The organism is Streptomyces sp. NBC_01497, from assembly GCF_036250695.1.
Lineage (GTDB): Bacteria > Actinomycetota > Actinomycetes > Streptomycetales > Streptomycetaceae > Streptomyces.
In genome coordinates this window covers 6,369,090-6,390,604 of the sequence record NZ_CP109427.1, presented here as the reverse complement: position 1 = coordinate 6,390,604, position 21,515 = coordinate 6,369,090, and the positions used below count along the sequence as shown (strand labels likewise).

At 72.8% G+C, this 21,515-nt stretch carries 18 protein-coding genes; 5 read left to right on the top strand and 13 right to left on the bottom strand.

Annotation, left to right across the window (positions count from 1 at the left end; translation table 11 throughout):
* The first annotated feature begins 182 nt into the window (after positions 1 to 182).
* Entirely contained in the window at positions 183 to 3,461 is a 3,279-nt protein-coding gene (locus OG310_RS26960; RefSeq protein ID WP_329458450.1) for a discoidin domain-containing protein, read from the top strand.
* Positions 3,462 to 3,621: 160 nt separating this feature from the next.
* Here OG310_RS26960 and OG310_RS26955 read toward each other — a convergent pair whose 3' ends face one another.
* The 3 genes from OG310_RS26955 to OG310_RS26945 form a co-directional block, all read right to left on the bottom strand.
* Positions 3,622 to 4,383, bottom strand: coding sequence for an SDR family NAD(P)-dependent oxidoreductase (locus OG310_RS26955; protein WP_329458449.1), 762 nt, complete (start codon positions 4,381 to 4,383; stop codon positions 3,622 to 3,624).
* On the bottom strand, positions 4,380 to 5,720 hold the full coding sequence (locus tag OG310_RS26950; RefSeq protein ID WP_329460403.1) for a TerD family protein: 1,341 nt from the start codon (positions 5,718 to 5,720) through the stop codon (positions 4,380 to 4,382). The genes OG310_RS26955 and OG310_RS26950 overlap by 4 nt, the downstream gene beginning before the upstream one ends.
* 140 nt (positions 5,721 to 5,860) lie before the next feature.
* Positions 5,861 to 6,670 carry an NAD-dependent epimerase/dehydratase family protein gene (locus tag OG310_RS26945; RefSeq protein WP_329458448.1) on the bottom strand — a complete coding sequence of 270 codons (810 nt, stop codon included), beginning with the start codon at positions 6,668 to 6,670 and terminating at the stop codon, positions 5,861 to 5,863.
* Between the two features lie 477 nt (positions 6,671 to 7,147).
* Between OG310_RS26945 and OG310_RS26940 the strand changes: the two genes are divergently transcribed.
* Together OG310_RS26940 and OG310_RS26935 are read left to right on the top strand one after the other, a co-directional pair.
* Positions 7,148 to 8,134: a 5-dehydro-4-deoxyglucarate dehydratase gene (locus OG310_RS26940; protein WP_329458447.1), complete on the top strand. Its 987-nt coding sequence runs from the start codon at positions 7,148 to 7,150 to the stop codon at positions 8,132 to 8,134.
* A complete protein-coding gene (locus tag OG310_RS26935) occupies positions 8,131 to 9,252 on the top strand; it encodes a hypothetical protein (protein ID WP_329458446.1) in 1,122 nt (373 codons plus the stop codon). The genes OG310_RS26940 and OG310_RS26935 overlap by 4 nt, the downstream gene beginning before the upstream one ends.
* A gap of 295 nt (positions 9,253 to 9,547) precedes the next feature.
* Here OG310_RS26935 and OG310_RS26930 read toward each other — a convergent pair whose 3' ends face one another.
* Positions 9,548 to 11,062, bottom strand: a complete 1,515-nt coding sequence (locus OG310_RS26930) for a hypothetical protein (RefSeq protein WP_329460402.1) — start codon at positions 11,060 to 11,062, stop codon at positions 9,548 to 9,550.
* Positions 11,063 to 11,405: 343 nt separating this feature from the next.
* Between OG310_RS26930 and OG310_RS26925 the strand changes: the two genes are divergently transcribed.
* Complete coding sequence (locus OG310_RS26925) at positions 11,406 to 13,241, top strand: endonuclease/exonuclease/phosphatase family protein (protein WP_329458445.1); 1,836 nt, start codon at positions 11,406 to 11,408, stop codon at positions 13,239 to 13,241.
* Positions 13,242 to 13,359: 118 nt separating this feature from the next.
* On the opposite strand, the gene dapD is transcribed toward OG310_RS26925, so the two are convergent.
* The 4 genes from dapD to OG310_RS26905 form a co-directional block, all read right to left on the bottom strand.
* Positions 13,360 to 14,346 (bottom strand): 2,3,4,5-tetrahydropyridine-2,6-dicarboxylate N-succinyltransferase, encoded by a 987-nt coding sequence (dapD, locus tag OG310_RS26920; RefSeq protein WP_329458444.1) that lies wholly within the window; start codon positions 14,344 to 14,346, stop codon positions 13,360 to 13,362.
* 127 nt (positions 14,347 to 14,473) lie between these two features.
* Positions 14,474 to 14,719, bottom strand: a complete 246-nt coding sequence (locus tag OG310_RS26915; RefSeq protein WP_329460538.1) for a hypothetical protein — start codon at positions 14,717 to 14,719, stop codon at positions 14,474 to 14,476.
* Positions 14,720 to 14,728: 9 nt separating this feature from the next.
* A complete protein-coding gene (locus OG310_RS26910) occupies positions 14,729 to 15,289 on the bottom strand; it encodes a TetR/AcrR family transcriptional regulator (RefSeq protein WP_329458443.1) in 561 nt (186 codons plus the stop codon).
* Entirely contained in the window at positions 15,286 to 15,609 is a 324-nt protein-coding gene (locus tag OG310_RS26905; protein ID WP_329458442.1) for a DMT family transporter, read from the bottom strand. The genes OG310_RS26910 and OG310_RS26905 overlap by 4 nt, the downstream gene beginning before the upstream one ends.
* 296 nt (positions 15,610 to 15,905) lie before the next feature.
* Here OG310_RS26905 and OG310_RS26900 point away from each other — a divergent pair, with 296 nt between their 5' ends.
* Positions 15,906 to 16,913 (top strand): hypothetical protein, encoded by a 1,008-nt coding sequence (locus OG310_RS26900; protein WP_329458441.1) that lies wholly within the window; start codon positions 15,906 to 15,908, stop codon positions 16,911 to 16,913.
* A 16-nt stretch (positions 16,914 to 16,929) separates the two neighbouring features.
* Here OG310_RS26900 and OG310_RS26895 read toward each other — a convergent pair whose 3' ends face one another.
* From OG310_RS26895 to sufC, 5 genes are all read right to left on the bottom strand, one after another.
* A complete protein-coding gene (locus OG310_RS26895) occupies positions 16,930 to 18,366 on the bottom strand; it encodes a uracil-xanthine permease family protein (RefSeq protein WP_329458440.1) in 1,437 nt (478 codons plus the stop codon).
* A gap of 309 nt (positions 18,367 to 18,675) precedes the next feature.
* Complete coding sequence (locus OG310_RS26890) at positions 18,676 to 19,011, bottom strand: metal-sulfur cluster assembly factor (RefSeq protein ID WP_329458439.1); 336 nt, start codon at positions 19,009 to 19,011, stop codon at positions 18,676 to 18,678.
* Positions 19,008 to 19,472, bottom strand: coding sequence for a Fe-S cluster assembly sulfur transfer protein SufU (gene sufU, locus OG310_RS26885; protein WP_329458438.1), 465 nt, complete (start codon positions 19,470 to 19,472; stop codon positions 19,008 to 19,010). The genes OG310_RS26890 and sufU overlap by 4 nt, the downstream gene beginning before the upstream one ends.
* Before the next feature lie 13 nt (positions 19,473 to 19,485).
* The gene (locus OG310_RS26880; protein WP_329458437.1) at positions 19,486 to 20,751 is read right to left on the bottom strand and encodes a cysteine desulfurase; all 1,266 of its coding nucleotides are present in this window, start codon (positions 20,749 to 20,751) and stop codon (positions 19,486 to 19,488) included.
* Positions 20,748 to 21,512: a Fe-S cluster assembly ATPase SufC gene (sufC, locus tag OG310_RS26875; RefSeq protein WP_329458436.1), complete on the bottom strand. Its 765-nt coding sequence runs from the start codon at positions 21,510 to 21,512 to the stop codon at positions 20,748 to 20,750. Before sufC ends, OG310_RS26880 begins: the two co-directional genes overlap by 4 nt.
* Positions 21,513 to 21,515 lie beyond the last annotated feature (3 nt).

Here is a 21,515-nt window from a genome sequence, read left to right as displayed (position 1 = left end):
CCCCGCCGTGATCGGCCGGGGTCCAACGGGCGGCCCGGGAACCGGCGTTCGTGAGTCCGCCTTCACTACTTGTCCCCACGGACCCCGTCCGTCCCGAAAAGCGTTCACCTTCTTGACGCGGCCCCGACAACGCCACATTATCGCCTCACCCTGAGAGCGCTCTCTGAGTGAGAGGCACCCCCATGTCCCGTCCGCCAAGAACCCGCCGAGGCATCCGGCAGCCCCGGGCCCGCCTCGCCCTCCTCCTCGGCTTCCTCGTCCTCGCCGCGAGCACCCTGCTCGGCGCGGGCGCCACCACCTCCCGCGCCGCCGCGCCCGCCCCGCTGTCGCAGGGCAGACCCGCCACGGCCTCCTCCACCGAGAACGCGGTCTTCCCCGCGTCCTCCGCCGTCGACGGCGACCCGGGCACCCGCTGGTCCAGCGCCGCCGGCGCCGACCCGCAGTGGCTCCAGGTCGACCTGGGATCCACCCAGCCCCTCTCGCAGGTCACCCTCGTCTGGGAGGGCGCGTACGCGAAGGCCTTCCAGATCCAGACCTCCACCGACGACTCCCACTGGAGCACGGTCTACTCGACCACCACCGGGACCGGCGGCACCCAGACCCTGCCCGTCTCCGGATCCGGCCGCTACGTGCGGATGTACGGCACGCAGCGCGCCACCGCCTACGGTTACTCGCTCTGGGAGTTCCAGGTCTACGGAACGTCCGGGGACGGCGGCGGAAGCGGGCAGCCCTGCGGCATCGCCACCGCCGCCCTCGGCAAGCCGGCCACGGCCTCGTCCGTCCAGGACGCGAGCTTCACGCCCGGCGCCGCGTTCGACGGCAACGCCGGCACCCGCTGGTCCAGCGCGGCGAGCGATCCGCAGTGGCTCCAGGTCGACCTGGGCGCCGCCACCACCGTCTGCGGCGCCCAGCTGACCTGGGAGGCCGCGTACGCGAGCGCGTACCGCATCCAGGTCTCCGCCAACGGCTCGGACTGGAGCGACGTCTACACGACGACGACCGGCAAGGGCGGTACGGAGAACCTCTCCTTCTCCCCCACCAGCGCCCGCTACGTGCGGATGTACGGGACACAGCGCGCCACCGCCTACGGCTACTCACTCTGGGAGTTCAGCGTGCTCACCCCGGGTGGGACCGCGCCGCCCTCCGGCGGCAACGGCGACTGCCCGTGGGTCGGTTCGACGGCCCCCGTCGCCACACGCGTCGCCCAGGTGCTCGCCGAGATGACGCAGGCGCAGAAGATCTCGCTCCTGCACGGCAACGGCAACGCCTCCCCGTACATCGGCGACCTCTCCGGCATCCCGTCCCTGTGCGTTCCCGACGTCGGCTTCCAGGACGGTCCGAGCGGTGTGGGTGACGGCATGGGCGGCGTGACACAGCTGCCGTCCGCCGTGTCCTCGGCCGCGACCTGGAACCCGTCCCTCGTGCAGCAGTACGGGGCCGTCGCGGGCGCCGAGTTCGCGGGCAAGGGCGCGGGCGTGGCGCTCGGCCCGACGCTGAACATCGACCGCGACCCCCGCTGGGGCCGCGCGTTCGAGACGTACAGCGAGGACCCGTACCTGACGGCGTCCCTGGCCACCGCCAACGTGCGGGGCCTGCAGAGCCAGGGTGTGATGGCGGAGCCCAAGCACGTGGCCGTCTACAACCAGGAGACCGACCGCAACGGGCCGGCGGACAACGCGATCGTCGACGCGAGGACCCTCAACGAGATCTACCTGCCCGGCTTCCAGTCCGTGGTGAGCAAGGGCGCCGCGGCCTCCGTGATGTGCGGGTACTCGACGGTCAACGGCGACTACGACTGCGACAGCGGCGCCCTGCTGAACACGGCGCTGTACCAGCAGGCCGGCTTCGGCGGGTTCGTCACCAGCGACTGGGGCGCGGCCCACTCCACCGTGAAGGCCGCGAACAACGGCATGACGATGGAGATGCCCGGCGGCTACTTCTACGCCGACTTCCTGGCGCAGGCGCTGGCGAACGGCCAGGTGAGCCAGGCGACGCTGAACACGATGGCCGGCCGCGTACTGACGCAGATGTTCGCGTTCGGCCTGTTCGACACGGCACACACCGGCTCGCCCACCGCGACCGTCACCACGGCCGCGCACCAGGACACCGCCCGGCAGGTCGCCGAACAGGGCACCGTCCTGCTGAAGAACGACGGGGGCGTCCTGCCGCTGACGGCCGCCACCACGTCCGTCGCGGTCCTCGGCGCCGACGGCGGCGCGGGCGTGCAGAGCGTGGGCGGCGGCAGCGCCACCGCCACCAGCTCCGGCACGGTCTCCCCGCTGGACGGGATCAAGGCGCGCGCGGGCACCGGCGTGAACGTGCAGTACAACGACGCCACGGACATCGCCTCGGCGGTCGCGCTCGCCAGGTCCTCGAAGGTGGCGATCGTGTTCGCGAGCTACGGGGAGCAGGAGGGCACCGATCTGACGAGCATCGACCTGCCGGGACAGCAGAACGCGCTGATCTCGCAGGTGGCCGCCGCGAACCCGAACACCGTCGTGGTGCTCAACACCGGCTCCGCGGTGACCATGCCGTGGCTCGGCCAGGTCAAGGGCGTGGTGGAGAACTGGTACGCGGGCCAGACCGTCGGCACGGCACTCGCCCGGCTGCTGTACGGGGACGACGACTTCTCCGGGAAGCTGCCGGTCACGTTCCCCAAGAGCCTCGCCGACGTACCGGCGCACACGAGCGCGCAGTGGCCGGGCAACGGCACCGACGTGCAGTACTCGGAGGGACTCGACGTCGGCTACCGGTGGTACGACGACAAGAACATCGCCCCGCTCTTCCCGTTCGGCTACGGCCTGTCGTACACGTCGTTCGGCTTCTCCGGCCTCCAGATCGGCGCGGCGGACGGCGCGGGCGACCGTACGGTCACCGCGACGGTGACGAACACGGGCTCGCGAGCGGGCGCCGAGGTGGCACAGCTCTACCTCGGCTCCCCGGCGGCGGGCGAGCCCGCGAAGCAGCTGAAGGGCTTCCAGCGGGTCGACCTGCAGCCCGGCGCGAGCGCCCCCGTGACGTTCACGCTCACACCGCACGACCTCGCGTACTTCTCGACGTCCTCCAACTCGTGGACCACACCGGCGGGCGCGTACCGCGTCCAGGTCGGCGACTCGTCGCGGAACCTGCCGCTGACGGGGACCCTGAACGTCACGGCGGCGACGGCGGCGACCGCCGCGAAGGCGGCGCCCGCGGCGGCGGGCGGCACGACCGGGAAGCTCACCCTCGCCGACCCGCACGGCATGAGCAGCCCGGCGGGCGCCTCGGTGTCCCTGCCGGTCAAGGCGTCGGCGGCGGACGCCGCGTACACCGCGAGCGGACTGCCGCGGGGCCTGAGCCTGACGAAGGACGGTGTGATCACGGGCAGGGCCACGCGGGCGGGCACCGGGACGGTGACGGTCACAGCCACCACCCCGGCCGGCGCGCGGGCCACGGTGTCCTTCGTCTGGACGGTCACCTGAGGGCCGCCGCCCGGGCGGTCGCGCGAACACCGCGCCGCTGAGGGCGGACACCGCTCCCTGACCCGCGCCGGCCCCGGAGGACCCCGCCTCCGGGGCCGGCGCGCGGACGGCCCTGCTCAGGCCGCGCCGGTCAGGTCAGGCCTGCTCCGGCCCGCGCCGGTCAGGTCCGCAGGTACGAGGCGCCGTTGAGGTCGAGCACCGAGCCGGACGCCCACTCCGCCTCGTCCGAGGCCAGCCACAGCACGGCCGCCGCGATCTCCTCGGCCGTCGCGACCCGGCCGAACGGGCTCTGGGCGCGGATCGCCTCACCCTCGGCGCCACTCAGCCGGTGGGCGACCCGCTCCGTGCCGATGAACCCGGGCGCCACCGACGCCACGGCGATGCCGTGCGGCGCGAGCGCCACAGCCAGCGACTGGCCGAGCGCGTGCAGCCCCGCCTTGGAGGCGCCGTAGGCCGGGTAGTCGGGCTCGCCTCGGAAGGCGCCGCGCGAGCCGACGTTGACGATCCGGCCGCGTACGCCGCGCTCCACCATGCGTCCGGCGACGCGGTGGCCGAGCAGCGCGGGCGCGTTGAGGTTCACCGCGACATGGCGCTGCCAGTGCTCGGCGAACTCCTCGTACGACGTCGTGAGCGGCGGATGCGCGTCGTTGACGGCCGCGTTGTTGACGAGGACGTCCACACCGCCGAGACCCTCGTCGGCCGCGTCCGCGACGCGGGCCGCGCCCGCCGGGTCCGACACGTCGCCGCCGACGAGGACGTGCCCCTCGCCCGGCAGCGACGCGAGCGTCGCGCGCGCGTCCTCCTCGCGGGTGCCGTAGTGCACCGCCACCCGGTCGCCGCGCCCGGCGAAGGCCGCGGCGACCGCCCGGCCGAGGCCCCGCGACGCGCCCGTGACGAGGACGCCGCGCCCGGCCGCCGTCACAGCGCCTTCGCGGCCGGCTTGACCATGCCGCGCACCGTACGGGACTTCGCGAACTCGCCCATCGCGGTCATCTCCCACTCTCCCGAGAACTGCCGAACCAGTTTGGCCATCATGACCCCCGTCTCCGCCTCGGCGTTGGTCAGGTCGAAGCGGACGAGTTCCTCGTCCGTCGCGGCGTCGATCAGGCGGCAGTACGCCTTGGCGACCTCGGTGAACTTCTGTCCCGAGAAGGAGTTGACGGTGAACACCAGGCCCGTCGCCTCGGCCGGCACCCGGCCGAGGTCGACGACGATGACCTCGTCGTCGCCCGCGCCCTCGCCCGTGAGGTTGTCACCCGAGTGCTTGACCGCGCCGTCGAGGATGCTCAGCTTGCCGAAGTAGCAGCTGTCGATGTGGCGCCGGTCCGGGCCGTACGCGATGACCGACGCGTCCAGGTCGATGTCCTTGCCGCGGAACGCGGGCTCCCAGCCGAGGCCCATCTTCACGCGGGACAGCAGCGGGCGGCCGCCCTTGACGAGCGAGACCGTCTGGTTCTTCTGGAGACTGACGCGCCCCTTGTCGAGGTTGATCTTCCCGCCGGCGGCCGGGGCGGCCGCTGCCGGAGCCGCCGCGGGCGGCGGCGGTGTCGCGGCGCCGAAGCCGCCCGTGTCCTGCGCGCTCGGTGCGTACGACGGAGTCGGCGGGGCGGGCGGCGGGGGCGGCGAAGCCGGGGCGGGCGCGGCCGTGGGCCAGGAGGACGGCGACGGCGCGGACGGCGGACCCGGGGGGGCGCTCGGCGCCGGGGCGGGCGGCGCGGCTGCCTGAGCGGCGGCGGGCGGCGCGGCGGGTGCGGCGGGGACGGCAGGTTCCTCCACCGAGACGCCGAAGTCCGTGGCGATACCGGCCAGCCCGTCCGCGTACCCCTGTCCGACGGCGCGGACCTTCCACGCGCCGCCGCGCAGGTAGAGCTCCACGATCACGAGCGCGGTCTCGGAGCCGAGGCTCGGCGGCGTGAACGTCGCGAGGACCGAGCCGTCGTCGGTGCCCCGCACCGTCGCCGTGGGCTCGGTACCCCGGAACGTCGCGCCCGCCGCGTCCGGACTCGCCGTGACGACGATCTTCTCGATGCCGTCGGGTACGCCCGCCGTGTCGACGACGATCGCGTCGGGCGCGGAGCCGCCGCCCGAGCGGTGGGTGACGCCGGGACCCGCCGGCTGGTTGTAGAAGATGAAGTCGTCGTCGGAGCGGACCTTGCCGGCGGCCGTCAGCAACAGCGCAGACACGTCCAGGCGCACGGGCGCCGCGACGTCCACCGTCACTCGGGCGGTCGGGAGCGGAAGGTTCGAGCCCGGGGTCATAGCAGTCATGCCAGGCGTAACGAGCGGCCCGGCTTTGCCGTTCCCTTACCCACGCCCCGTCCGTACCGCCCACCCGACCGGCCCAACGGCCCCGTCCCCCATTCCCGTGCGAGTCGCCCCGGCAGGGGTCCCGGCGCAGGTCAGCGGGGCCACAACGGCGGGCTGGACACCCACTGCCCGCCGATCGCCGCGTGGTCCGGGTTGTCCGGCTCCAGCTCGCCCTGCTCGGCGATCAGCTTCGCCGCGAACGGCTCCGAGTCGTCCTGCGGCGCGTAGCCGAGGGCGCGCGCCGGAGAAAGGTCCCACCACAGGCGGGTGTTGGCCGACGAGCCGTAGACCACGGTGTGGCCGACACCCTCGGCGGTGAGGGCCGCGTGGAACAGGCGAGCGCCGTCGGCGGGGCTCATCCACAGGGAGAGCATCCGTACGGTGGTGGGCTCCTCGAAGCAGGACCCGATCCGCACCGAGACGGTCTGCATGCGGTGCTTGTCCCAGTAGAGCTGTGCCAGGTCCTCGCCGAAGCATTTGGACAGCCCGTAGAAGGTGTCGGGGCGGTGCGGGGTGGCGACCGGCACGAGGGGTTCGCCGTCGGCCGGCCTCGGTGTGCGGCCGACGGCGTGGTTGCTCGACGCGTTGACGATCCGCGCGACCCCTTCCGCGCGCGCCGCCTCGTACAGGTTGTGCGTGCCCACGATGTTGGCGTTCAGGATCTTCTCGAAGGTGGATTCGAGCGAGATGCCCGCGAGGTGCAGGACGGCGTCCACGCCGCGTACGGCCTCGCGCAGCGCGTCGGTGTCGGCCAGGTCCGCGGTGATCGCGTACGGCTCGCCCTCGACGGGGACGGCGTCGAAGAGGCGGAGGTCGTATCCGTACGCGGGCAGCAGCCCGCGCATCAGGGTGCCGAGGCCGCCGGCCGCGCCGGTGAGCAGGACGGTACGAGGTGCGGGCATGGCGGGCACTCAGCTCCGTAGACGTCGTTCATATGCGTGATTGAGTCGGTCCACTCAACCTAGGGAGGCGCCGGCGGGGGCGTCAAGTGCGCGACGCACGCCGCGGGAAGACGCCGGACGCCGCACCCCGCGCGACCCGTTCGCGGCACCCGGGGACAGCCTCGCACCCGCCCGCAACGGGGGCGCGGAACCCCGCGGCGCCCTCGTCGGATCGGTCGGCGCGCCGTGGGGCCGTGTTCCCGCCGTGGGCGCTCGGGAATATCGTGGCGGGGCGCTCCAGCCACCGGAAGAACCGTTCCGCCGTGGCGCCGGCGGGGCTCCGGACGAGGGCCGATCGTTCTCCGGCGGGGCGGTCCGCCCGTGCGGAGTTGCCCTGTTCTGAGCTTGACCGGAGCCGACGGGGCCCATTAGCGTGGGAACTGTTCAGAAATATAGACACCGATCACAGACGTGCACAGAAGCAGCCAGGGAGCACCCGTGACCTCAGCCGCCCCGCTCACCGACCGCCTCACCCGCGGGGAGGGGCCGCTGTTCTTCCCCGTCACCGCGTACGGCCCCGACGGCGGACCCGACCTGACCACCTACCGCGAACACGTCGCCGCAGGCGTCGAGGCGGGTGCCGCGGCCGTTTTCGCCTGCTGCGGGACCGGCGAGTTCCACGCCCTGACCCCCGAGGAGTTCGGCGCGTACGTGGCCGCCGCCGTCGAGGCCACCGCGGGCCGCGTCCCCGTCGTCGCGGGCGCCGGCTACGGCACCGCCCTCGCGGTGCGGTTCGCGCGCATCGCGCAGGAGGCCGGTGCGGACGGGCTGCTCGCCATGCCGCCCTACCTCGTTCTCGCCGACCAGGAGGGTCTGCTGGCGCACTACGCGGCGCTCGCCGCCGCCACCCCGCTGCCGGTGATCGTCTACCAGCGCGACAACGCGGTCTTCACGCCCGAGACGGTCGTCGAACTGGCCCGCACGCCCAACATCGTCGGCCTCAAGGACGGCGTCGGCGACCTCGACCTGATGCAGCGCATCCTCAGCGCGGTGCGCACGGCGGAACCGGACCGCGACTTCCTGTACTTCAACGGCCTGCCGACGGCCGAACTGACCGGGCTCGCCTACCGGGGCATCGGCATCACCCTGTACTCGTCGGCCGTGTTCTGCTTCGCGCCGGAGATCGCCGTCGCGTTCCACCGGGCGCTGAACACCGGCGACGACGAAGCGGCGAACCGGCTCATCGACGTCTTCTACCGCCCGCTCGTCGAACTGCGCGCCAAGGGCCGCGGCTACGCGGTGTCCCTGGTGAAGGCGGGCGTGCGGATGCGGGGCCTGGCCGTCGGCGAGGTCCGCAGCCCGCTGAGCGAACCCGCGCCCGCGCACGTCAAGGAGCTCACCGAGATCATCGAGCGGGGCTACGCGCTGCTCGCGGAGAGCGCCGGCGGCGCACCCGGCACGGGCACGGCGGGAGAGGAAGCATGAGGGCATCCGCCTTCCTCTACCCCTGGGACGTACGCGGCGACGCGGCGGCTCCCGGCCGCGTCGCCGGCCTCGGCGTCCAGCAGGTCACGCTGGCGTCCGCGTACCACTCCACGCGCGCGGTGACCCCCCGCCACCCGCACCGGCGCATCGTCACGGCGGAGTACGCGGCGGTGCTGTACCCGCCGTCGGCCCGGCGCTGGGCGGGCCGGGACCTGCGGCCCCACGAGGCGGGCGCCTGGGCGCCGGGCGACGCGTTCGGCGACGCCGCGGCGGCCCTCACGGACGCGGGCCTCGACGTGCACAGCTGGGTGGTGCTCGCGCACAACTCCCGGCTCGGCGCCGAGCATCCGGACACATCGGTCGTCAACGCCTACGGGGACCGCTACCCGTGGGCGCCCTGCATCGCCCGGCCCGAGGTCGCCGACCTGCTGAGCGACCTGGCGGTGGAGGCGGCCGTGCGCCCCGGCGCGCTCGGCACCGAACTGGAGTCCTGCGGCTGGTACGGGCTCGCCCACCTGCACGCCCACGACAAGATCGCCGGCTTCGCGGCCGGGGACGCCGAGCAGTACCTGATGTCCGTCTGCTTCTGCGCGGTCTGCCGCGAGGGCTACGCGGCGTACGGGGACGGCGTGGGCCCCGAGGAGGTGCGCGCGGTGCTGGAGGGCCGCGGCACCCCGGACGCCGCCGCGGACGTGCGGCGCCGCACGATGGCGTGGCGCGGGCGGGTGGCCCGCGCCTTCCAGGAACGGGTGGTGGCGGCGGTGCGCGCGGCGGCGCCCAGCGGTTTCCGCATCCTGCTGCACGCGGACCCGCAGGCGCACCGCACCGGCGCGAACACCGGGGTGGACCCGGCGCACATCGCGAAGGTCGCCGACGGTGTCGTCGTGCCGTGCGCGGCGGGCCCCGAAGGCATGCTCGAACCGTTCGCGCGGGCGGGCGCGGGCGTGATCGCCGCCAACTTCCCGGTGGTCTCCGGCATGGGCGGCAGCCCCGGCACCCTCGCGGACGACGCGGCACGCGCGAGCGCCCTGGGCGCCACGGAACTGCGGCTCTACCACGCGGGCCTGGCCTGTGACGAGGACCTGGCGACGGTACGTGAGGCCCTGCGCGCGATCTGAGCACCGGCGGTGGCCGGGGCCGTCGCGCCGCGCGGACGGTGCCCTCCCGCGCGGTGGTCCGCGCCGGGGCGGTGGCCCGCCCGTCCGTGGAGAGGGGCCCGTACGCGCCGCTTGGGGCCGTACCTGGCGACGGGGCCCCGCGCCCGGCCACCCCGGAAGCCGTACGGGGCGCCTGGCGGCCCGTACCCGGAGCCCGTACCCAAGGCGAACCCCGGCTCGGCCCCGCTCCCGGCGGCCGGGCCGTCGGCGGCCGGGGCCACGGCCGCCGGAGCCACGGCCCGGGGCGGCCCGCCGGCTACGCCTCGCCGCGCGACCTCGCGCGAAACGCGGCCTTCCGGGCGTCCTTGGCCAGCGAGCGGTCGGGGTGCAGCCTGCCGATCGCCTCCAGCACCTCCGCCGTCGCCGGGTGGTTCACCCGCCACGCCTCGTCGAAGAAGCCCGCGTGCCGGCCGACCAGGCCCTCCACGAGTTCCTGGAGTTCGTCGGGTTCGCCCTCCGCGTCCAGTTGGGCCGCGATCGTGTCGACCGTCAGCCAGAACACCATGTCCGCCGACGGCGGCGGCACCGGGCTGCCCGTGCCCAGTTCGGCGAGCCAGACACGCGCCAGACCGCCGAGTTCGGGGTCGTCGAGCACGCCGCGCACCGCGGGCTCGGCGGGAGAGCCGATCAGGGCGAGCGCCTGCTGGCAGTTGAGGCGGCGCAGCGGGGCTCCCGCGTCGGCGCCGCGCGCGGCGTCCAGCAGTGCGGACGCCGCCTCGCCGGCCGCCCGCGTCACGAGCCACCGCTCCGTCTCCTCGCGCGCGGAGCGCTCGGGATAGTGGGCGATGCCGTCGAGCAGGCCGCGCGCGTCGCGCTCCGCGAGGCCGCCGACGAGCGGCGCGTCGACACCCGCCTCCACCAGCCGGGTCCTGAGCCCGTACAGGCCCAGCGGGGTCAGCGTGACGAGGCCGTAGCGGGACACGTCGTCCTCGCTCAGGGGAGTGTCGTCGGGCTCCTCCACGTCCGCCATGAGGGCTTCGTCGACCGGCGTGTAGGCGACGAGGCCGACCGGTTCCAGCACCCGGAACTGGTCGTCGAGGCGGATCATCGCCTCGGAGACCTGCTCCAGGATGTCGTCCGTCGGCTCCTCCATGTCGTCCGGCACGATCACCGACGCCGCGAGCGCGGGCAGCGGGACCGGCGCGCCCGGCTCCTCGGTGCTGTCGTCCCTGACGGTCAGCTGGTACAGGTTCCCGAGGACGGTGTCCAAGAACTCCAGTTCCGTCTCCGGGTCCCACTCCAACGCGTCGAAGTCGAGCTGTCCGTCCTCACCGAAGGCCGGCGACGACGAGTCGAGGACGGGCGCGGCCGCGTCGGCCAGGACCACGTCGAGCATGTCCAGCCAGAGGGCCAGGATCTCCTGGGGACCCCCGGCGGTCACCAGTTTCAGCTGCTCGCCCGGGGAGACGCAGCCCGCCCGCACCGCGTCGGCGCTGTCGTCGCCCTCGGCGAAGTCCTCGTCCGGGACGCCCTCGTCGAACGGGGCCACCTCCACGAGGCCGGTTTCGAGCGCGACGCGCCACGCCTCGGCCGCGTACTCCTCGGCCTCGCCCTCGGCGCCGCCGGCGTCGCCGCCGAGGCCGATGACCTCCGCGGCGGCCGTGAGCTCGTCCGCCGCGAGCTCGCCGCCCGCGTCCACCCGGGTCTTCGGCCCGGCCCAGCGGGCGAGCCGCACCGCGCGCGCGATCAGGGGGGCAGCCAGCGCGTCCCGCGCGAGTTCGGCCTCCGAGGGCAGCCGCACCGGCGGCAGGGTCATGCGGTCTGCGGGCACGGACATCTGACGGTTCACTCCTCGGTGGACGGCTGCGCGCTACGGCCTTCGGCGGACGCCGCCCCCAGCGTAACCGTGCGTCGCGCCGACGAACGCACGCGCCGGACCCGGCCCTCGCGGCACCGGCGTACGCCCGTGCGCCTGCCGTGTGTCCCTGCGATCGGGGCACCCCCGGCGGGGTCTCGCGCGGGTCTCGTCCGCGGCCTGCCCACTGGTTCATCCGGCCGACAACCCCCGTACATCCAGGCACTCTTGACACGTTATGGGGTCAGAGCGGAGATTGACGCGCGTAGATGTCCAGCCCCACCGCTTCCTCCATCGCCTTCCAGTTGCGGAGACCCTGATGCCTTCTTCCCTGCCGAGAACGGCCGCCGTCCCGGCCCTCGTGGCACTCGCCCTCGCGGGCGGTCTGATCGTGACCGCTGGTCCGGCGTCCGCCGCCGACGTCCGGATCCACGGCATCCAGGGCACGACGCGGATCTCGCCGCTCGTCGGCTCGCCCGTCGCGGACGTGCCCGGCATCGTCACCGGGGTGCGCGCGTACGGCAGTTCCAAGGGCTTCTGGTACCAGGACCCGCAGCCGGACAACGACCCCGCCACCAGCGAGGGCCTGTTCGTCTACACCGGTTCCGCGCCGACGGTGAAGACCGGGGACAGCGTCAAGGTCGCCGGCACCGTCAGCGAGTTCGTCCCGGGCGGCGCCGCGACCGGCGAGCAGTCGGAGACCGAGCTGACCTCCTCGAACGCGAAGGTGACGGTCGTCTCCTCCGGTAACCCGCTGCCCGCCGCCGTGAAGATCACCGCGAAGTCCGTGCCCGCCGCCTACGCGCCGGCCGGCACGGCCGCGACCGGCGATTCCATCAACGGCCTGAAGCTGAAGCCGAAGGCCTACGCGCTCGACTACTACGAGTCGCTGGAGGGCATGAACGTCAGCGTCGCGAACACGCGGGTCGTGGGCGCCACCGACGCGTTCGACGAGCTGTGGGTGACGGTCAAGCCGTCGGAGAACGCCGACCGCCGCGGCGGCACGGTCTACGGCTCCTACGACGAGCAGAACACGGGCCGCGTCCAGATCCAGCAGCAGGCGTCCACCACCGACCAGGCCTTCCCGACGGCCAACGTGGGCGACCAGCTCAAGGGCACCACCGAAGGCCCGCTCGACTTCAACCAGTTCGGCGGCTACACCATCGTCGCGGGCCGGCTGGGCACGGTCGTCGACAAGGGCCTGGCGCGGGAGGTGACCGCGAAGCAGAAGAAGGACCAGCTCGCCGTCGCCACGTACAACGTGGAGAACCTCGCCCCGACGGACCCGCAGTCGAAGTTCGACTCGCTGGCGTCCGCCGTCGTCACGAACCTCTCCTCGCCCGACATCCTGTCGCTGGAGGAGATCCAGGACAACAACGGCGCGAAGGACGACGGCACCGTCTCCGCGACCGAGACCGTGCAGAAGTTCATCGACGCGATCGCCGCGGCCGGCGGCCCCACGTACGCGTGGCGCTCGGTGGACCCTTCGAACGACGAGGACGGCGGCGAGCCGGGCGGCAACATCCGCAACGTCTTCCTCTACAACCCCGACCGCGTCTCGTTCGTGGACCGCGGTACGGCGGACGCCACCACGGGCACGCAGGTCGTGTCGGGCAAGAACGGGCCGGACCTGACCCTGTCGCCGGGCCGGATCGACCCGGCGAACCCGGCCTGGCAGGACAGCCGCAAGCCGCTCGCCGGGGAGTTCACCTTCCAGGGCAAGACGGTGTTCCTGGTCTCCAACCACTTCATCTCGAAGGGCGGCGACGAGTCGCTGACCTCGCAGCACCAGCCCGGGACCCGCTCCTCGGAGCCGCAGCGCCTGGAGCAGGCCCAGGCCGTCAACTCCTTCGTCAAGGACATCCGCAAGGTCAAGAAGAACGCGGAGGTCGTGGTCCTCGGCGACCTCAACGACTTCCAGTTCTCCGGCGCCCTCGCCGCCCTGACACAGGGCGGCGTGCTCAACGACGACATCGACTCGCTGCCGGTGCCGGAGCGCTACACGTACGTCTACAACGGCAACACCCAGACGCTGGACCACATCCTGACCACGCCCTCGATCACCGACTTCCAGTACGACAGCGTGCACATCAACGCGGAGTTCGCCCAGCAGGACAGTGACCACGACCCGCAGGTGCTGCGCCTGCGGCCGTGACACCGGGCGGGTGGAGGCCCCGTGAACCGGGGCCTCCACCGTGCCTGCTCGGCGGGGGTGGCGCCCGGCCCGGCCGTCACCCCCGCCGATCCGTCAGCTGTGGGCGTGCGGGACGTCGTCAGTTGTGGGCGTGCAGGACGTCGTTGAGGCCGTCCCAGACCGCGTTGTTGGGGCGCGCCTCGACGCGGCCCGTCTCGGAGTTGCGGCGGAAGAGGATGTTGCCCGCGCCGGACAGCTCGCGCGCCTTGACGACCTGGCCGTCGGGCAGCGTGACACGGGTCCCGGCCGTGACGTACAGGCCCGCCTCGACCACGCACTCGTCGCCGAGCGCGATACCGACACCGGCCTCCGCGCCGATCAGGCAGCGCTCGCCGATCACGATGCGCTCCTTGCCGCCACCGGACAGGGTGCCCATGGTGGAGGCGCCGCCGCCGATGTCGGAGCCGTCGCCGAGCACGACGCCCTGCGAGATCCGGCCCTCGACCATCGACGTGCCGAGCGTGCCCGCGTTGAAGTTGACGAAGCCCTCGTGCATCACGGTCGTGCCGGCCGCGAGGTACGCCCCGAGCCTGACCCGGTCGGCGTCCGCGATCCGCACGCCCTTGGGCGCCACGTAGTCCGTCATGCGCGGGAACTTGTCGACGGACACCACCTGGAGGTGCAGGCCCTCGGCGCGCGCGTTGAGCCGCACGGTCTCCAGCGTGTCCACCGCGACCGGGCCGAGCGAGGTCCAGGCGACGTTGGCGAGCAGGCCGAAGATGCCGTCGAGGCTCTGGCCGTGGGGCTGTACGAGGCGGTGGCTGAGCAGGTGCAGGCGCAGGTAGGCGTCGTGCGCGTCGATCGGCTTCTCGTCCAGCGAGGAGATGACCGTACGGACGGCGACGACCTCGACACCGCGGCGCGGGTCGGGACCGACGGCGCGCCCCGCCGCCTCGCCGAGCAGGCCGGCGGCCCGCTCGGCGGAGAGGCGTTCGGTACCCGCGGGGCCGGGCTCGCTCACGAGCTCGGGAGCGGGGAACCAGGTGTCGAGTACGGTGCCGTCGGCGGCGACGGTGGCGAGGCCGGCGGCGGCCGCGCCGGTGGGGCCTGAGGTCGTATCGGTCATACCGAAAACCTATCCGCACCCGCTCCCCCGGAGCGAACCGCCCCGCACGGGACGACGGCCCCGGGCCGTCGTGGGATCGGTGCGCGCGGTGACGGCCACGGTGGGGCTCTGCCCGGTGGCGGTGGCGTCAGCCCAGCCGGTTGGCGTCCCCGCCGCGCGTGCGGTACCTGTCGTCCTCGGCACGCGGCAGGGGCCGGTGGCCCTCCGAGTGGTGGTTGACCCAGCCGCAGACGCCGCAGCTGTAGCGGCCGTCGAGCCCCGCGATGAGGGTCCCGCACTGGCGGCACTCCGCGTAGGTGATCTCCGGTCCGCTCCCGTCCGCCGGGGGCGGCTCGGAGCCCGGCTGCGGATCGGGCGGTACGGGGGTGTTCACGCGGACAACCTACCCGTCGCCGGCAGCGGCCGGCGGGCGCAGCACGCGCGCGAGCATCTCCCGCGCGTACTCCTGGTCGTACTCCCCGCCGGTCAGCAGCACTTGGAGGCAGATGCCGTCCAGCAGCGCGACGAGGGCGCGGGCCGTCGTGGGGTCGGTGCGCGCGGAGAGGATCTCGGCCACGGCGTCGGTCCACTCGGCGGCGACGGGCCTCAACGCGGGCCTGCGCAGGGCCGCGAGGTACAGCTCGTACTCCAGCTCGACACCGGTACGGTCCCCGGCGAGCCACTGGCCGGTGAGCCGGGCCAGCACGGCCGCCACGTCCGCGCCGGGCTCCGCGAGCAGTCCGCCGTCCCTGATCAGGGCCGCGAAGCCCTCATTGGCCTGGCGCAGCGCCGCGGTCAACAGCTCGTCGAGGGAGGCGAAGTGGTACGTGGTGGAGCCGAGCGGCACATCGGCCTCGGCCGCGACCGTGCGGTGGCTGAGCCCGGCGATCCCGGACCGCCCGACGACCCGGATCGCGGCGTCGATGATCCGCTGCCGCCGGTCGGGGTCGTAGCGGCGCGTCATGGATGGCTTCCGCCGAGGTTGAGGACCACGACACCGACGATAACCAGGACGATGCCCGCCAGCCGAACCGGACTCACCGGCTCGTGCAGGAACAGCATGCCGATCACGGCGATGACGGCCGTGCCCGCACCGGCCCAGATCGCGTACGCGGTGCCGACCGACAGGGTCTTGAGCGTCTGTGAGAGCAGGGCGTAGGAGAGCACGTACCCGCAGAGGGTGATCACCGAGGGCCAGAGCCGGGTGAAGCCCTCGCTGTACTTCATCGCGGTGGTGGCGGCTATCTCCGCCGCGATGGCCCCGGCGAGCAGCGTGTATCCCATGTGTACGAGCGTACACAGAGATGCGTACGACCGTACACACGGTCCCGTCCCTCCCCCCCGGACCCACAACAGGCCGCCCCACCGGCTACGTTGTGCGCTATTCGAGCATCGGGGGGCGCGCGATGGCGCACACAGGTGGGTACGGACCCGGCGGACAGGAACCGGGCGGGCCGACGGAAGCGGGTGCGGGCGGGGACGGGCCAGGCCGCGCGGGGCCCGGTCCTGGCGGACACGGACCGGGCGGCGCGGGGCCTGCGGGATACGGACCCGGACCCGGTGGTCCCGGGGGGTACGGCATGCCCGGATACGGCGCCTGGGGCGCCTACGCGCCGCCGAAGCCGGGGACCATACCCCTGGCGCCGCTGAACTTCGGGCAGGTGCTGGGCGGTGGCCTCGCCACCTTCGGCCGCTACGGGAAGCAGCTCGCCGGGGTCCTCGTGACGGCGTTCGGCTCGGCGCTGCTGCTCGGCGCGATCGTGATCACCGCGACGGTGGCGGTGTTCGCCACGCAGGCGGACGCGCTGGCCGACGGCCTCGACGGAGGCGGGGACGCGGCCGTCACCGCCCCGGCCGTCGTCTGCGCGGTGCTGCTCGGCGTCCTCGGACTGCTCGCCCTGATGGCGGCGCAGTCCGTCATCCTCGCCGCGTGCGCGACCGCCGTGCAGGACGGAACGCTGGGCCGGCGCACGACGTACCGCGCCCTGCTCCGCACATCGCTGCGCGGCGCCCGACGGTCGTTCCCGGTGAATCTCGTCGTGGGGGTCCTCGGCCTGATCCCGCTCGCGGTGTTCGCCGTGGCGGCGCTCTCACTCGGGGCCTTCTCGTCGTTCGACCATCCCGACGGCACGGCGCTCGCCCTGAGTTATCTGCTGATGCTCGCGGCCACCCCGCTGGTGCTCTGGGTCAGCGTGCGGCTGTGCCTCGCCCCGGTGGTGGCGGTCGCGGAGTCGGCCGGCCCGTCGGCGGCGCTGCGCCGCTCGCGGACGCTGGTGCGGGGCAACTGGTGGCGGACGTTCGGCCTGGTGGCGGTGGCGGGGATGTGCGCGGGGCTGGCCGCGTCGGTCATCAACGTGGTGCTGGAGCTGGTGGGACTGATCACGGTGTTCGGAGCCGTGACCGCGTCGCCGGACGGCGACTCCCTCGCCCACTCGGCGCTCGTCCTGTTGCCGCTCCTCGCCGTCGCGTTGCTGTTCCTCGCCGAGCTGGTGGTCCTGCTCTACCCGCAGCTCGTCCTGTCCGTGGTGTACGTGGACCGGCGGATACGGGACGAGGGCCTGGCCCAGGACCTGATCCGGGCCCTGTGAGCACGGCGGCCGACGGTCACGGCAGGTCCTGGCCGTCGGCGCCGCGCCCGGGGCCGCCCGGTACGGAGGGCTCCTCGGGCTCCGCGCCGTACCCGGCCGTCCCGCCGTCGAGCAGCGGCGGCTGGGGCGTGCCCGCGGTCTTCGACAGCCAGCGCAGCCCGTGGTACGAGGTGAGTACGACGAGTGTGCCCAGCGCGATGCCGCTCAGGACGAAGTCGCCGGTGATCCTCAGCGAGACACCGCCGACGCCGATGATCACTCCGGTCGCCGCGGGGACCAGGTTCAGCGGCTGCGAGAAGTCGACCTTGTTGCGGATCCAGATCTGGGCGCCGAGCAGGCCGATCATGCCGTACAGGATGACGGTGATGCCGCCGAGCACACCGCCGGGGATGGCGGCGACGACCGCGCCGAACTTCGGGCAGAGCCCGAACAGCAGGGCGAAGCAGGCGGCGGCCCAGTACGCGGCCGTCGAGTAGACGCGGGTCGCGGCCATGACGCCGATGTTCTCCGCGTACGTCGTGGTGGCCGGGCCGCCGAACGCCGTCGACAGCACGGTCGCCGCCCCGTCCGCGACGATCGCCTTGCCCATCGTGTCGTCGAGCGTGTCGCCGGTCATCTCGCCGACCGCCTTGATGTGCCCGGTGTTCTCGGCGAGCAGCGCGACGAGGACGGGCAGCGCGACCAGGACCGCGGAGCCGGTGAAGTTCGGCCCGTGGAAGTGCGGGAGGCCGATCCAGTCGGCCCTGCCGACGCCGGAGAAGTCGACGCGCCAGTGGTCGACGACCTTGCCGGAGCCGTCCGCCGAGTGGATCCGGCCGGCCGTGCGGTCGAGGACCCAGGACAGCGCGTAGCCGAACAGGAGGCCGAGGAAGATCGCGATCCGAGACCAGAAGCCGCGCAGCACGACCAGCGCGAGGCCCGTGAAGACCATGGTGGCGAGTGCCGTCCACTGGTCCTGCGGCCAGTAGGTGGCGGCCGTGACGGGCGCCAGGTTGAAGCCGATCAGCATGACGACCGCGCCGGTCACCGGCGGCGGGAGGACGGCGTGGATGATCCGGGCGCCGAGCACCTGGACGGCGATGCCGCAGCCCGCGAGGCAGGCGCCGACCACGAGCATCGCGCCGGTCAGCGTTCCCGTGTCGCCGCCCTGGCCCGCGATCGCGGCCGAGACGCCGACGAACGACAGCGACGAGCCGAGGTAGCTGGGCACGCGACCCCGCGTGGTCAGCAGGAACAGCGCCGTCGCCACGCCGGACGCCATCAGCGCCAGACTGGGGTCGAGCCCCATCAGGACCGGCGCGACGAAGCACGCGCCGATCATCGACACCACGTGCTGGGCGCCGAGGCCGACGGTGCGCCCCCAGGTCAGCCGCTCACCCGGCCTGACGATGTCTCCCGGCCCCAGGTGCTTGCCGTCGCCGTGCAGCTTCCACCCGAAGCCGAACCCCGCCATGACTGCTCTCCAGTTCTCGCTCTCCCGGCTCCGCGCGCGGCGGCACCCGCCCGCGCCTCGTCGCCGCCGTCCCGCGTCCGGCGCACGGCGCAGAACGCCGTGAACCGGCCGTGAACCCGCCGTCGGCGCGCGGGGGACCCCGCGCGACCCGTATTCGAACAGTTCATTTAAAGCGGAACATACTGTCCTGGCCAAACCGGGTCCGGGCGCACACGGAACAGGGCCCCGGGGCGGCGGGTGTGACACCCGCCGCCCCGGGGCCCTGTGGGCCCGCTCACCGGGGCGCGCCTCGCGGCCCGCTCGGATCGCTCAGACGTTGAAGCCGAGCGCGCGCAGCTGCTCGCGCCCGTCGTCCGTGATCTTCTCGGGGCCCCACGGCGGCATCCAGACCCAGTTGATCCGGAGTTCGTTCACGATGCCCTCGGTGGCCGACTTCGCCTGGTCCTCGATCACATCGGTCAGCGGGCAGGCCGCCGACGTCAGGGTCATGTCCAGGGTGACGGTGTTGTCGTCGTCGATGTGCACCCCGTAGATCAGCCCGAGGTTGACGACGTCGATGCCCAGTTCGGGGTCGACGACGTCGTACAGCGCCTCGCGGACCTCGTCCTCCGAGGCCGGCTTCATCAGGGTCTCGTTCTCGCTCATGCGCTCTCCTTCTGTGCGCTCTCGCCCAGGGCCTGGGCTGTCGCGTCCTTCCAGGCCATCCAGCTCAGCAGGGCGCACTTCACGCGGGCGGGGTACTTCGAGACGCCGGCGAACGCGACCGCGTCCTCCAGCACCTCCTCCATCGCGTCGTCGGGCTCGACCTGGCCCTTGGACTGCATCAGCTCCAGGAACGTGCCCTGGATCTGCTGTGCCTCGGCGAGTTCCTTACCGACCAGCAGGTCGTTCAGCACCGAGGCGCTGGCCTGGCTGATGGAGCAGCCCTGCCCCTCGTAGCTGACGTCCGCGATGCGCGAGCCGTCGTAGCGCACGCGCAGCGTGATCTCGTCGCCGCACGTCGGGTTGACGTGGTGCACCTCGGCGTCGCCGTCCCGCAGACCGCGCCCGTGCGGGTGCTTGTAGTGGTCCAGGATGACGTCCTGGTACATCGAATCCAGTTTCACTCTCGCCCTGTCCCTATCCGAAGAAGTTACGGACGTGCTCCAGGCCGTCGACCAAGGCGTCCACCTCGGCCGGGGTGGAGTACAGATAGAACGACGCCCTGGTGGTCGCGGGAATTCCGTACCGCAGGCAGACGGGGCGCGCGCAGTGGTGGCCGACCCGGACCGCGATGCCCTGCTCGTCGAGCACCTGGCCCACGTCGTGCGGGTGGATGTCGCCGAGCGTGAACGAGATCGCGGCGCCGCGCTCCTCGGCCGTGGCGGGGCCGATGATACGCAGATCGGGCACCCGCAGCAGCCGCTCGACGGCGTATGAGGTCAGTGCCCGCTCGTGCGCGAGGACCTTGTCCATGCCGATGGCCGTGAGGTAGTCCACGGCCGCGCCGAGGCCCACGGCCTCCGCGATCGGCGGCGTACCGGCCTCGAACTTGTGCGGGGCCGGCGCGTAGGTCGACGAGTGCATCGACACGGTCTCGATCATCTCGCCGCCGCCGAGGAAGGGCGGCAGGTCCTCCAGCAGCTCCTGGCGGCCCCACAGGACGCCGATGCCGGTCGGGCCGAGCATCTTGTGTCCGGTGAAGGCGACGAAGTCCGCCTGGAGCGCCTGGACGTCCACCGGCATGTGCGGTGCGGCCTGCGACGCGTCGATCATCACGAGCGCGCCGACCTGCTGCGCCCTGCGGACGATCGCCTCGACGGGGTTGTGCGTGCCGAGGATGTTGGAGACCAGCACGAAGGAGACGATCTTCGTCTTCTCGGTGATGACCTCCTCGATGTTCGACAGGTCGAGGCGGCCGTCGTCGGTGAGGCCGAACCACTTCAGCTTCGCGCCGGTGCGCTGCGAGAGCAGCTGCCACGGCACGATGTTGGAGTGGTGCTCCATCTCCGTGATGACGATCTCGGTGTCGGCGTCGACGCGGTACGGCTCGTCGGCCCAGCCCAGCATGTTGGCGACCAGGTTCAGCGACTCCGAGGCGTTCTTGGTGAAGATCACCTCGTCACGGCTGGGGGCGTTGATGAACGACGCGACCTTGTCGCGCGCGCCCTCGTACAGCGCCGTGGCCTCTTCCGCGAGGACGTGGACGCCGCGGTGCACGTTGGCGTTGTGCCGCTCGTAGTACCCGGTGATCGTGTCGAGGACCTGTCGTGGCGTCTGCGACGTCGCGGCGTTGTCCAGGTACACGAGCTTGCGGTCGTCGTGGACGATCCGGTCGAGGATGGGGAAGTCCTTGCGGATCGCCTCCGTGTCCAGCAGGCCCTGCAGTTCCCGCGTCTGAGTCACGCCGTTACGCCTCCCTTCACGTAGGCCTCGTAGCCCTCGTTCTCCAGCTTGTCGGCGAGCTCCGCGCCACCGGACTCGGCGATGCGGCCCTGCGCGAAGACGTGCACGAAGTCGGGCTTGATGTAGCGCAGGATCCGCGTGTAGTGGGTGATCAGCAGCGTGCCGACCGAGCCGGTCTCGCGGACGCGGTTGACGCCCTCGGACACGATGCGCAGGGCGTCCACGTCGAGGCCGGAGTCGGTCTCGTCGAGGATCGCGATGTGCGGCTTGAGCAGTTCGAGCTGGAGGATCTCGTGGCGCTTCTTCTCACCGCCGGAGAAGCCCTCGTTCACGTTGCGCTCGGCGAACGCCGGGTCGATCTGGAGCCGCTCCATCGTCTCCCTGACCTCCTTGACCCAGGTGCGCAGCTTGGGGGCCTCGCCGCGCACGGCCGTCGCGGACGTGCGCAGGAAGTTGGAGACGGAGACGCCAGGCACCTCGACCGGGTACTGCATGGCGAGGAAGATGCCGGCGCGGGCCCGCTCGTCCACGGTCATCGCCAGGACGTCCTCACCGTCGAGGGTGACGGTGCCGCCGGTGATCGTGTACTTGGGGTGTCCCGCGAGGGAGTAGGCGAGCGTCGACTTGCCGGAGCCGTTGGGGCCCATGATGGCGTGCGTCTCGCCCTGGCTGACGGTCAGGTCGACGCCCTTGAGGATCTCGCGGGGGCCGCCTTCCGCCTCGACGGTGACGTGCAGGTCGTTGATTTCGAGCGTTGCCATGGG

Excerpts from the sequence above, each read along its gene's own strand:
- OG310_RS26960 (WP_329458450.1), top strand. The coding sequence starts at position 183 with ATGTCCCGTCCGCCAAGAACCCGCCGAGGCATCCGGCAGCCCCGGGCC.
- OG310_RS26950 (WP_329460403.1), bottom strand. The coding sequence starts at position 5,720 with ATGACCCCGGGCTCGAACCTTCCGCTCCCGACCGCCCGAGTGACGGTG.
- OG310_RS26945 (WP_329458448.1), bottom strand. The coding sequence starts at position 6,670 with ATGCCCGCACCTCGTACCGTCCTGCTCACCGGCGCGGCCGGCGGCCTC.
- OG310_RS26935 (WP_329458446.1), top strand. The coding sequence starts at position 8,131 with ATGAGGGCATCCGCCTTCCTCTACCCCTGGGACGTACGCGGCGACGCG.
- OG310_RS26925 (WP_329458445.1), top strand. The coding sequence starts at position 11,406 with ATGCCTTCTTCCCTGCCGAGAACGGCCGCCGTCCCGGCCCTCGTGGCA.
- dapD (WP_329458444.1), bottom strand. The coding sequence starts at position 14,346 with ATGACCGATACGACCTCAGGCCCCACCGGCGCGGCCGCCGCCGGCCTC.
- OG310_RS26910 (WP_329458443.1), bottom strand. The coding sequence starts at position 15,289 with ATGACGCGCCGCTACGACCCCGACCGGCGGCAGCGGATCATCGACGCC.
- OG310_RS26905 (WP_329458442.1), bottom strand. The coding sequence starts at position 15,609 with ATGGGATACACGCTGCTCGCCGGGGCCATCGCGGCGGAGATAGCCGCC.
- OG310_RS26900 (WP_329458441.1), top strand. The coding sequence starts at position 15,906 with ATGCCCGGATACGGCGCCTGGGGCGCCTACGCGCCGCCGAAGCCGGGG.
- OG310_RS26895 (WP_329458440.1), bottom strand. The coding sequence starts at position 18,366 with ATGGCGGGGTTCGGCTTCGGGTGGAAGCTGCACGGCGACGGCAAGCAC.
- OG310_RS26890 (WP_329458439.1), bottom strand. The coding sequence starts at position 19,011 with ATGAGCGAGAACGAGACCCTGATGAAGCCGGCCTCGGAGGACGAGGTC.
- sufC (WP_329458436.1), bottom strand. The coding sequence starts at position 21,512 with ATGGCAACGCTCGAAATCAACGACCTGCACGTCACCGTCGAGGCGGAA.